Source organism: Endozoicomonas sp. SESOKO3, from assembly GCF_024606255.1.
In genome coordinates this window covers 1-10,469 of sequence record NZ_JAHHPR010000337.1, presented here as the reverse complement: position 1 = coordinate 10,469, position 10,469 = coordinate 1, and the positions used below count along the sequence as shown (strand labels likewise).

At 48.8% G+C, this 10,469-nt stretch carries 10 protein-coding genes, 1 tRNA gene and 1 rRNA gene; 8 read left to right on the top strand and 4 right to left on the bottom strand.

Features of this window, described 5'->3' with window-relative positions; all coding sequences use genetic code 11:
• The 6 genes from KDK18_RS05990 to mgtE form a co-directional block, all read left to right on the top strand.
• A partial coding sequence (locus tag KDK18_RS05990; RefSeq protein WP_257253922.1) for an RNA polymerase factor sigma-54 occupies positions 1-1,214 on the top strand: 1,214 nt, incomplete at its 5' end.
• 170 nt (positions 1,215-1,384) lie between these two features.
• The gene (gene hpf, locus KDK18_RS05985; protein ID WP_257253920.1) at positions 1,385-1,696 is read left to right on the top strand and encodes a ribosome hibernation-promoting factor, HPF/YfiA family; all 312 of its coding nucleotides are present in this window, start codon (positions 1,385-1,387) and stop codon (positions 1,694-1,696) included.
• A 14-nt stretch (positions 1,697-1,710) separates the two neighbouring features.
• The gene (locus tag KDK18_RS05980; protein ID WP_257253917.1) at positions 1,711-2,163 is read left to right on the top strand and encodes a PTS sugar transporter subunit IIA; all 453 of its coding nucleotides are present in this window, start codon (positions 1,711-1,713) and stop codon (positions 2,161-2,163) included.
• A 268-nt stretch (positions 2,164-2,431) separates the two neighbouring features.
• Positions 2,432-3,289, top strand: coding sequence for an RNase adapter RapZ (gene rapZ / locus KDK18_RS05975; RefSeq protein WP_257253916.1), 858 nt, complete (start codon positions 2,432-2,434; stop codon positions 3,287-3,289).
• Positions 3,289-3,558 carry an HPr family phosphocarrier protein gene (locus tag KDK18_RS05970; RefSeq protein WP_257253913.1) on the top strand — a complete coding sequence of 90 codons (270 nt, stop codon included), beginning with the start codon at positions 3,289-3,291 and terminating at the stop codon, positions 3,556-3,558. Before rapZ ends, KDK18_RS05970 begins: the two co-directional genes overlap by 1 nt.
• A 193-nt stretch (positions 3,559-3,751) precedes the next feature.
• Positions 3,752-5,110 carry a magnesium transporter gene (gene mgtE / locus KDK18_RS05965; RefSeq protein WP_257253912.1) on the top strand — a complete coding sequence of 453 codons (1,359 nt, stop codon included), beginning with the start codon at positions 3,752-3,754 and terminating at the stop codon, positions 5,108-5,110.
• Positions 5,111-5,165: 55 nt separating this feature from the next.
• On the opposite strand, the gene pmbA is transcribed toward mgtE, so the two are convergent.
• A complete protein-coding gene (pmbA, locus tag KDK18_RS05960; RefSeq protein ID WP_257253911.1) occupies positions 5,166-6,521 on the bottom strand; it encodes a metalloprotease PmbA in 1,356 nt (451 codons plus the stop codon).
• Between the two features lie 216 nt (positions 6,522-6,737).
• Between pmbA and yjgA the strand changes: the two genes are divergently transcribed.
• The gene (gene yjgA, locus KDK18_RS05955; protein ID WP_257253910.1) at positions 6,738-7,271 is read left to right on the top strand and encodes a ribosome biogenesis factor YjgA; all 534 of its coding nucleotides are present in this window, start codon (positions 6,738-6,740) and stop codon (positions 7,269-7,271) included.
• 29 nt (positions 7,272-7,300) lie between these two features.
• Here the strand turns inward: yjgA and KDK18_RS05950 are convergent, their stop codons facing one another.
• Positions 7,301-8,008 carry a glycerophosphoryl diester phosphodiesterase gene (locus tag KDK18_RS05950; protein WP_257253909.1) on the bottom strand — a complete coding sequence of 236 codons (708 nt, stop codon included), beginning with the start codon at positions 8,006-8,008 and terminating at the stop codon, positions 7,301-7,303.
• Between the two features lie 111 nt (positions 8,009-8,119).
• On the opposite strand from KDK18_RS05950, the gene KDK18_RS05945 reads away from it, so the two are divergent.
• Positions 8,120-9,721: an FGGY-family carbohydrate kinase gene (locus tag KDK18_RS05945; RefSeq protein WP_257253908.1), complete on the top strand. Its 1,602-nt coding sequence runs from the start codon at positions 8,120-8,122 to the stop codon at positions 9,719-9,721.
• A gap of 20 nt (positions 9,722-9,741) precedes the next feature.
• On the opposite strand, the gene KDK18_RS05940 is transcribed toward KDK18_RS05945, so the two are convergent.
• A tRNA-His gene (locus tag KDK18_RS05940) sits at positions 9,742-9,817 on the bottom strand.
• Between the two features lie 402 nt (positions 9,818-10,219).
• A 5S ribosomal RNA gene (rrf, locus tag KDK18_RS05935) occupies positions 10,220-10,335 on the bottom strand.
• Positions 10,336-10,469 lie beyond the last annotated feature (134 nt).

Below are 10,469 nucleotides of genomic sequence, written 5' to 3'. Positions count from 1 at the left end.
AGCCTGAGTGGGCCGATAGCATTCCCAATGACCTGCCCGTTGACTCCGGATGGGATGATATCTACTCCAGCCTGCCCGCCTCAGTCGATGAAGAACATGACCCTTTTGCTCGCTCCCGCGCTGCTGAGTCCCTTCAGGACTATCTGGAATGGCAGTTAAACCTGACTCCCATGACAGATAGAGACAGGCTAATGGGCCTGGCTGTGATAGAAGCCACTAACAATGATGGCTACCTGACCCACCCCCTGCAAGATATTTATCTGTCACTGCAGGAGCAGATAGAGGAACTCGCGTTTGAAGAATTGCAGGTCATGCAACGACGGATTCTTCACTTTGACCCGGTGGGTTGCGCCAGTGCCAATCTGAAAGAATGCCTCGAAGTTCAACTCAATCAACTGCCAAAAGAAACCCACTTCCTCAGAGAAGCACGCCTTCTGATCCAGAATCATCTACCGGCACTGGGTAGTCGTGACTACGCTCAGATCATGCGGCGTACCCGCCTCAAAGAACATCAACTCAGAGAAGCCCTTCATCTGGTTCAGAGCCTCAATCCCAGACCCGGAGCCGAAATCGGTCAGGCACAGACAGAATACGTCACCCCTGATATTTCAGTCACCAAAATCAAGGACCGCTGGGCGGTTGAGCTGAACTCAGAGTCCCTGCCCAGGCTTCGCATCAACAACAATTACGCCTCAATGGTACAGCGTGCCAATAACAGTCGTGACAATGTATTTATGAAGAACCAGCTGCAGGAAGCCCGCTGGTTTCTGAAAAACCTCCAGAGTCGTAACGAAACCCTGCTAAAAGTTGCCGGCAAGATTGTTGAATTTCAGAAAGAGTTTCTGGAGCTGGGTGAACAGGCTATGAAGCCTCTGGTGTTGGCCGACATCGCTCAGGCGGTGGATATGCACGAATCCACCATTTCCAGGGTCACTACCCAGAAATATATGCACACCCCAAGAGGCGTGTTTGAACTGAAATACTTTTTCTCCAGCCACGTCAGCACAGACTCTGGCGGTGAGTGCTCTTCAACAGCCATCAGAGCTTTGATTAAGAAACTGGTATCCGATGAAAACCCAAAAAAACCACTGAGCGATAACAAAATTGCCGGTTTGCTGGGTGAGCAGGGAATTAAAGTGGCCAGAAGGACCATCGCCAAATATCGCGAATCGATGAACATTCCACCATCGAATGAACGCAAGCAACTTATCTGAGCTTTCAGCGGTTGAGGTAAACGGCCCTTATACCACAAATCGCCCCTTAGGTTTTTTGTCTCAGAACAACGCCAACTGTCATTGACAGTGATAGACTTTCAATCAGGGCTGCCCGTAAAATCCCGGGGGCAGTCCAATGTCAAGAATCGGGATCAGCAGGAGAGCGTTACATGCAAGTCAACATCAGTGGACATCATGTAGAGGTGACTGAGGCTCTGAAAGATTATGTCACCAAGAAACTCGACCGCCTTGCCGCCCACTTTGATCAGATCACTAACGTTCAGGTCACCCTGAGTGTTGAGAAATTGAAGCACAAAGTGGAAGCGACTCTGCACGTTCGCGGGGCGGATATCAATGCAACCGCTGAGGCTGAAGATATGTACGCTGCTATTGACGACATGTCGGACAAACTGGACCGACAACTGGTAAAACACAAAGAGAAGACGCTTGACCGGCTACAGGGTGCCAGTGGCCGCCTGTAAGCATCGATCGTTGTATGATTATCAAAAACATTCTTACCCCCGGGCGCACCCTATGTGATGTGCAGGGGGCCAGCAAAAAGAAAGTCCTGGAAATTGTCGCGGAAATCATCTGTGAACATGTTCCCGCCATAAACACCAAGGATCTGTTTAACAAGCTGATTAACAGAGAGCGACTCGGTACCACCGGTTTAGGCAAAGGAATAGCCCTGCCTCACTGTCGCTCCAGTGCCTGTCAACATCCCACCGGACTTCTGATCAAACTGTCCGAACCCGTTGATTTTGATTCTGTGGATAAACAACCGGTCGATCTGGTGTTCGCACTCATTGTTCCGGAAGAAAATACACAGGAGCATCTCAATATACTGCAGGCTGTGGCTGAACGCTTTCAATCAGAAATATTGCTGAGCCAGATGCGAGCAGCAAAAAACCCCAAAGCGCTGTATAACATCATCTGCAGCCCTGTTTAACAGGTAAATAAAAAACATTTTGCATGCCCATCTGGAAACGGAGGCGGGCAAAATGTTTTTTGGCCTGCAAGAACCCTGTTGACTTCCTTCACTATCGTGACTTGAAACCTATTTATCCTTCAAAAATGCATGGATAGAAATATCCGGACTATGCTTGAAATAAAAGAAAGCGACTGGTTCTAATCTCATTGGGTTTTGATAGACTTGCCCCACTCGGAATCAGGTGAGAAGCCTGTTTGCACAGTCAAACAATCGGGAAGGACACTCCATGAAGTTGGTCATCATCAGCGGACGTTCAGGCTCTGGCAAAAGTTCCGCGCTTCACGCCCTTGAAGATGAAGGCTTTTACTGTGTAGACAACTTGCCTGCCAGCATGTTGAACGAATTGCCGACCAATCTCAAAAGCAATCTGCTCGAACCTCACCGCATGGCTGTCAGTTTGGATGTTCGTAATGTACCCGGCGCTCTGGAACGCTTTCCGGCATTGTTGGAAAAGTTGAAAAAACAGGAGGTTGAGTGTCAGGTCATCTTTCTGGACGCAGACAGCGACACCCTGATGAAGCGGTACAGCTCGACACGCCGTCGCCACCCTCTCAGCAATGATGAGCGTTCTCTGAAAGAAGCGATCAATCTGGAAAAGAAACTGCTGGCTCCTCTGGCTGAAGAAGCCGACATAAGGCTGGACACTTCACCACTGTCTGTCCATGAAATCAGAGAACAAATAAGACAGCGAATATGCGGCGCCACGAGCAAGAGTATGACGCTGATGATCCAGTCGTTTGGCTTCAAGCACGGCATGCCGATTGATGCTGACTTTGTTTTTGATGTTCGCTGTTTACCTAATCCTTTCTGGATTGAAGCGTTAAGATCTTACACAGGCCAAGATAAGCCCGTTAAAGATTTTCTGGCGGCTGAACCCATGGTAAATGAGATGTTTGAAGATCTCTGCAGATTCGTGGAAAAATGGTTACCGAGGTTCGAATCCGGACAGCGCAGTTATATGACGATTGCAATCGGGTGTACCGGCGGGCAGCACCGCTCCGTATTTATCAGTGAAAAACTGAGCGAGTGGCTCAAGGAACGTTTTGACTGTGTTCAGGTCAGACATCGGGAGCTTTCAAAATAATGATCCAGAAGCAGATCACCATTATTAATAAACTCGGTCTCCATGCACGGGCAGCATCTAAATTTGTTTCCACAACTTCGGCTTTCACCAGTCAGGTGAAAGTGGGCTTCGACGGCCGTGAGGTGGATGGAAAAAGTATCATGGCCGTCATGATGCTGGCGGCAGGAAAAGGCTCTGTCCTTGATTTAACATTTGAAGGCCATGATGAAGAAGAGGCCTGTACAGCGTTGTGCAATCTGATCAATGATTTTTTTGAAGAGGGTGAATAATCATCCTTTTCACCATTAAATCTCTGTTTATACTGGTATCTCAAATTGCCTCGCTTGAAAGCGAAAGCTTGTCAGGCACAAAGCAAACGAACAATGACATGCGAAATGACTGAGCCTGACAATCAGACTGGATAGTTGTAGAACAGAAAGTCAACACTCAGTCATTTCTGCCAAAAAAGCCGGGCACGCATCTATGGTACAACAGCTACAACTGAGTATCGGAGACAAGGCATTTCAGGAACTCAACGAGGCCCTTGAACACGGCGTTTCTCCCGAACTCAGGCGTATGCTGAATGGTCTTCCGGCTCCGGATGCGGCTCACTTGCTCGAATCGTCCCCCCCCAAACTTCGCAGCCTTCTCTGGCGCCTGATTGATCGAGAGATGGAAGGCGACGTATTACAGGAACTGAGTGACGAAGTCCGACAGTTTTTCCTGGACAGGATGAACGTGGCAGAGCTGAAAGTGATTACCGAAGGTCAGGACGTGGATGACATAGCAGACCTCCTGCAACAACTGCCCGACACCATCACCCGAAAAGTACTGGATTCCATGGACAGTCAGGATCGGCAAAGGGTAGAAGCCGTCCTCTCTTATCCGGAAGACACAGCCGGCGGACTTATGAATACCGATGTCATCACCATTCGGCCCAGCAGCACTCTCGATGTTGTGCTCCGTTACCTCAGGCGTCATAAGGATATTCCGGAAATGACTGACAGCCTGTTTGTCGTCAACCGCAGAGACGAATACATAGGGGCACTACCCCTGTCAGTACTCCTGACAACAGCCCCTTCAGCCACAGTATTTGAAGTAATGCAGACCGATCTGCAACCCATCGCTGCCAATATGGAAGACAGCCAGGTGGCTCAATTGTTTGAACGGCAGGATCTGGTGTCAGCACCGGTGGTGTCTGAGCAGGGACAGCTACTGGGCCGTATTACGATTGACGACGTGGTGGATGTTATCCGGGAAGAGGCCGAACACTCCATGATGAGCATGGCAGGTCTGGATGACGATGAAGATACCTTTGCCCCCGCACTGAAAACGGCCCGTCGGCGCGCTGTCTGGCTGGGCATCAACCTGATAACAGCCTTTATTGCCGCCTCTGTTATTGGCATGTTTCAGGCCACCATCGATAAGGTCGTTGCACTGGCTGTCCTGATGCCAATTGTTGCAGGAATGGGCGGCAATGCTGGCGGACAGGCTCTGACTCTGGTGATTCGGGGCATGGCGCTGGGTCAGATCAGTAGAACCAACCTGCGGTGGCTACTCAGTCGCGAACTAATGGCAGGATTTCTCAATGGTATTCTCTGGGCCGCTCTGGTTTCCCTGATCGCTTATTTATGGTTCCATGACCCCATCATTGCTCTGGTGATCGCCTGTGCCATGATCATCAATCTCAGTACTGCCGTCATCGTCGGTGCCAGCCTTCCCGTTATTCTCAAATCCATAAATATTGACCCTGCACTGGCTGGCACCATAATACTGACGACAGTATCGGATGTCGTTGGCTTTCTCTCCTTTCTGGGACTGGCTACCTTGTTTTATAGTTAACATGCCAGACTGTTGGATAGCAGACTGCACCGTAGTAGCCTGATCAGCTACTTATTTATTCACCTGCCAGAGTCATCTCACTGATCAGAATCGAACCGGTTTGAATCCCCCCTCTGCGATCATAATCATTCCCTGCAGCAGCCATATTCATAAACATATCTTTCAGGTTTCCAGCGATAGTCACTTCAGAAACAGGGTGCTGTATTTCGCCATGTTCAACCCAGTAGCCTCCTGCACCTCTTGAGTAATCGCCGGTGACAGTATTCACTCCCTGCCCCATCAACTCAGTCACTAGTAAACCCGTTCCCATCTGTTTCAATAGCTCATCCCTGCCGCCTGCATTGCAGTCCAGAAACAGGTTATTGACACCTCCGGCATTAGCGGTACTCTCCATTCCCAGCTTGCGGGCAGAATAAGTACTCAGGAGATAACTGGCCAGAACCCCATCAGAGATAAAGTCCTTGGCCCGAGTAGCTAAACCGTCATTATCAAAACTGGCCGAACCCAGTGCCTTTTTCAGGTGCGGCTGCTCATGGATACGCACCCAGTCAGGAAATATCTGTTGACCCAGATGATCCAGCAGGAATGAAGCTCGGCGATAAAGACTGCCACCACTAATGCCTTCCAACAGGTGGGATACAATACCTGAGGCCACTTCTGCCGCAAACAGGACAGGTACCTGCCCCGTGGGGACTTTTCTGGCACCCAGTCGGGCTAGTGTTCTTTCCGCCGCCTTTTGACCTACATCCGAAGCAGACTCCAGATCGTTACCATCACGAGCGACGGTGTACCAATAATCTCTCTGCATTTCACCGGCTTTTTCACCAATCAGAACACAACTTAAACTATGACGACTGGAAATGTAACTGCCAATAAAGCCATGACTGTTACCATAGACACGACATCCCTGGTGGGTACCTACATTGGCACCGTCAGAATTTTTGATTTTGCTACTGAACATTCTGCCAGCTTCTTCGCACTTCAAAGCCAGCTCTATGGCTTCTTCTGCATCGATCCCCCAAGGGTGGTACAGGTCCAGATCTGGCAGTTCAGTCGCCATTAACTCAGCATCAGCAAGCCCGGCACAAGGGTCTTCCGAGGCGTAGCCGGCAATATCGCAAGCTGCCTTCACAGTCTCTCTGATGGCTTCAGATGAACTGTCTGAAGTACTGGCTGATCCTTTTTTCTTTCCCTGATAAACGGTGATACCAAAACCCTGATCACGGTTAAACTCGACCGTTTCAACATCCCCCATTCTGACACCTACCGAGAGGCCTGCGTCCAGACTGACACCGACTTCACAGGCATCTGCCCCCTGACGTCGCGCTTCGTCCAGAATATCACTGACCAGTGTCTTCAGGCGATCCTCTTCAGAGCGGGGATCCAGTACAGCGTTGGTTTTATCACCCATGAACTTCCTGCCTTCCAGAATTATTCGTGTAAGTCCTATTGTGCCGTGCCCGGCTGCAAATGCCCATAGCCAAAGAAAAACAAAACATTAACGATGAATGAGCTGTCCGGACGCTACCATCATTGGCCGGGAAAAGGAGTAACAGCCTTCTCCGCTCATGGCTGAATGTCAATAACTGGAGTAAAATGCAGGCATCTCTTTAGATAGACCCGAATCATGTCAGATCAAGACCCCTACGAATTTGAAGACGACGTTGAAGAAATCATTTATGTCAGCAAATCCGAGCTCAAACGTGATATGGACGAGCTCAAGGCCATGGGTGCCCGTTTAATGGATATGAAGCCAGCCACGCTGGACAAGCTGCCTCTGAATGAGCGCCTCAGGGAAGCACTGGATGAGAGCAAGCGAATTAAAAGCAATAATGCCCGCAAACGGCATTTAGGCTTCATTGGTAAATTGATGCGAGACCAGGAGCTGGAACCGATCCAGAAATTTCTCGACAGCCTGGACTCCACGAGCGAGGAATACAATCGTCGCTTTCACCAATTGGAACGCTGGCGTGACCGCCTGATCAATGAAGGGCATGAGGTTCTCACCGAGTACCTCGACAAATACCCTGACGCCGATCATCAGCACATACGACAACTGGTACGTAACGCCCAAAAGGAAGCCACAAAGGAGAAACCACCCGCGGCTTCCAGAAAACTGTTCAAATACTTGAGAGAAGTAGACGAAGAACACTGCTCTTAAGTAACAACAGAGTGTCAGTCGGCACTCTGTTAACGTATCAAGGAAGGGTTATCCGTAAACACTCCATCAACACCCCATCCTCTTAATCGATCAGCCGTATCCTTTTCGTTAACGGTGTAGCAATACAACTCATAACCTGCGGCTTTGATTTCATGCGCCTTTTTTTCTCTAAGTTTTTTGGCATTCAGATGAATCGTCTTAGCATCAACCTGTCTGGCTTTATGTTTCCAGTTTCGAGGCAACGATTCGAAAAGACAACCGATCCTGCTGTCAGCTTTTGCCCGATACAAGAGCAGAGCCTTATGATTAAAGCTGGATACCAGCAGTTGATCCTCAGGAAAGCAAACTGCCTCCAACACAGCTACCACTTCCTCAATCAGAAGTTTTAAATCGCAACGATTGGGTTTCAACTCAAGATTCAGGCTCAGCTTCAGTTCCTTGATCAAAGTCAGTGTTTCATTCAGTGTTGGCACCTTTTCACCGGTGAACGCTTCTGAAAACCAGCTTCCGGCATCCAGAGTAGCCACCTGATCCAGGCTCATTCTCTTCAAATGCCCGCGTCCTGAAGTGGTTCTGCTCATTGTTGGATCATGAAACATCACCGCTGAGCCATCTCCCAGCAGGGTCACATCCAGCTCTATCCATTTCAGCCCCAAATCGGCTGCTTTCTGAATGCCAGCCAAAGTATTCTCTGGAGCCAAAGCGGCTGCACCTCGATGCCCGATCACTGAGTCCATGAACATATGCTTATCTCTTCAATGCCCGCTGATTAACTTGTCTACTATTATGCTTATTTTCGTGGCAAAAAACCGTATGCAACATGGAAGATTGTTATCAGGGGTATAACGATGCGAGAAGCGCTACTCAGTATTGATGTGGGCACAGCCAGTTTGCGAGCTGCTCTGGTCAACACAAAGGGAAAGATACTGGCAAAGAACATCCAGAAACTAAAGCTCTGGCAGACCTCTGGTATAATGGAACAGTCTTCTGATGACATATATGGCTGTCTCGTTAACTCTATCAGAAAGCTGATTGAGCAATATCACCAGCCAGTGTCTATAAAAGGGATTGGCATTGACGCTACCGCATCCCAGGTTTTACTCAATCACGATCTGGAGCCTCTTCACCTGCCCGGCAATCCGGAAGCCAATATTCTTGGCTGGATGGATCATCGTTCACAACCTCAGTCCCTAATCATTAACAAACAATTCGAATCAGCCTCTGGCCGGAATGCGCCCGCTAAACAAATTCCTGAAATGTGTCTTTCCAAAATGCTCTGGCTCAAGCAGGAACAACCTGAATTATGGTCACAATGCGGGTTAATTCTCGATCTTTATGACTTCATCACCTGGAAGCTCACCGGAGTCATCACCCGAACACCATGCTCCAAGGTCACCTGCGAACCAAAAGAAATACTCAAGGCCCTGAATATTAACAATCCTGAATTGAGACGGGGAGAATTACTTTCACCATGCTCCCCGGTTCCCGGAGGCTTGAGTAACGCTTCAGCAGAAGCAACAGGACTGCCAGCAGGCACAACGGTTGCCACTGGAATGGTTGATGGCTTAGGTGGCAGTCTCGCAGCTCTTGGGCCAATTCATCCGGAAAAAGACAACAGCAGTCTGGAAAGCAGACTCAGCATGGTCGTAGGCACCTCGACAATTTATGTAGCCAGTAGCCGTTCTGCAAGAACCATTGAAGGTGTCTGGGGGCCTATGCCTTCAGCTCTTGAAGGCTTTTACCACAACATAGTTGGACAATCAGCAGCGGGAGCATTGATTGAGCATCTGTTAACCAGCCATCCTTCCTATGCTAAAGCTTTGAATGAATCGAAAAAAAACCACAAGAGCATTTACTCATACCTCAACACTGTTCTGAAAAACATGGCCGGGGACACGCATAAGCTATCCTTGCTAACTTACGACATTCATCTTTTACCTTATTTCGCCGGTAACCGCTGCCCCAGAATGGATATGAGCCTGAAAGGGATGATGACAGGGCTGAGCCTCGATCAAAGCATTGATAGTCTGGCCCTGACTTACCTGGCCTGTATTCAGGCCATTGCATTGGAAGCCAGACACAACATCGAACGACTTACCCAAAATGGCTACTGCTTCAGCGAACTCCGACCCTGTGGCGGTCTAGCCAAAAATACACTGTTTGTTCAGGAGCATGTCAACATAACAGGTATACGAGCCAAAATGCCTCAGGAACCCGACTGTATGCTGTTAGCAGGCGCCTTATTATCTTCTGTCGCATGTGGAACATACGCTTCTCTGGAAGAAGCGATTCAGGCTATGAGTCAGCAAAAGGAAACACTATACCCTGACACATCGCTTGCAGCATATTGCGACAAAAAATACAGGATTTATCTTGAACTGTATGAGGATCAGAAGAAGTACAACAGGATGATGAGTGGCGAGTTCAGAAACAGAAAAGGCCTGACTTAAAAATCAGACCTTTTTGAAACTGGGGTGGACGATGGGGTTCGAACCCACGACCACCGGAATCACAATCCGGGGCTCTACCAACTGAGCTACGCCCACCACTTCGACGCTTCGGGAAAAAGATGCCATCCCCGAAGACGCGGCTGATTATAAGGAAACCCTACTTCCTTGCAAGCAAAAAATAGCACTTCTGGTAAAAACCGAAATCTTTTTGTCCCGTCGGCTTGAAATAATCCGGATACCCTCCACTCTTGAAAGCAGGGTTTTCCAGAGACCTTTAAGTTTGGTACGTCGATCTGCTGTCATGATCAAACTTCATTTAAAATAAGGGCATTAAAACAGGAGACTTTGATGGTTTTGTTTTTTTTGGGGGGGCGATTTAGGTTTACATATCGCTGATATGTTGTACGGGTTTTCTCTGTGATGGGCTATCCCGTCACAATTCACTGTATAAACAAAAAGGCCCACAAATTTCTTGGTGGGCCTTTTTGTTTATTTAACGCCTGACAGTGACCTACTCTCACATGGGGAAGCCCCACACTACCATCGGCGATGCATCGTTTCACTTCCGAGTTCGGGATGGGATCGGGTGGTTCCAATACTCTGTGGCTATCAGGCAAAACTGGTTTGCTTCAAAGATTACTGATCGACTCGAAGCTAAAACACTGCCATATTTTCAGCGTTTTCAAAATAAGGTGCCTGGCGATGACCTACTCTCACATGGGGAAACCCCACACTACCATCGGCGATG

Excerpts from the sequence above, each read along its gene's own strand:
- KDK18_RS05970 (WP_257253913.1), top strand. The coding sequence starts at position 3,289 with ATGATCCAGAAGCAGATCACCATTATTAATAAACTCGGTCTCCATGCA.
- KDK18_RS05980 (WP_257253917.1), top strand. The coding sequence starts at position 1,711 with ATGATTATCAAAAACATTCTTACCCCCGGGCGCACCCTATGTGATGTG.
- KDK18_RS05950 (WP_257253909.1), bottom strand. The coding sequence starts at position 8,008 with ATGGACTCAGTGATCGGGCATCGAGGTGCAGCCGCTTTGGCTCCAGAG.
- mgtE (WP_257253912.1), top strand. The coding sequence starts at position 3,752 with ATGGTACAACAGCTACAACTGAGTATCGGAGACAAGGCATTTCAGGAA.
- rapZ (WP_257253916.1), top strand. The coding sequence starts at position 2,432 with ATGAAGTTGGTCATCATCAGCGGACGTTCAGGCTCTGGCAAAAGTTCC.
- pmbA (WP_257253911.1), bottom strand. The coding sequence starts at position 6,521 with ATGGGTGATAAAACCAACGCTGTACTGGATCCCCGCTCTGAAGAGGAT.
- hpf (WP_257253920.1), top strand. The coding sequence starts at position 1,385 with ATGCAAGTCAACATCAGTGGACATCATGTAGAGGTGACTGAGGCTCTG.
- KDK18_RS05945 (WP_257253908.1), top strand. The coding sequence starts at position 8,120 with ATGCGAGAAGCGCTACTCAGTATTGATGTGGGCACAGCCAGTTTGCGA.
- yjgA (WP_257253910.1), top strand. The coding sequence starts at position 6,738 with ATGTCAGATCAAGACCCCTACGAATTTGAAGACGACGTTGAAGAAATC.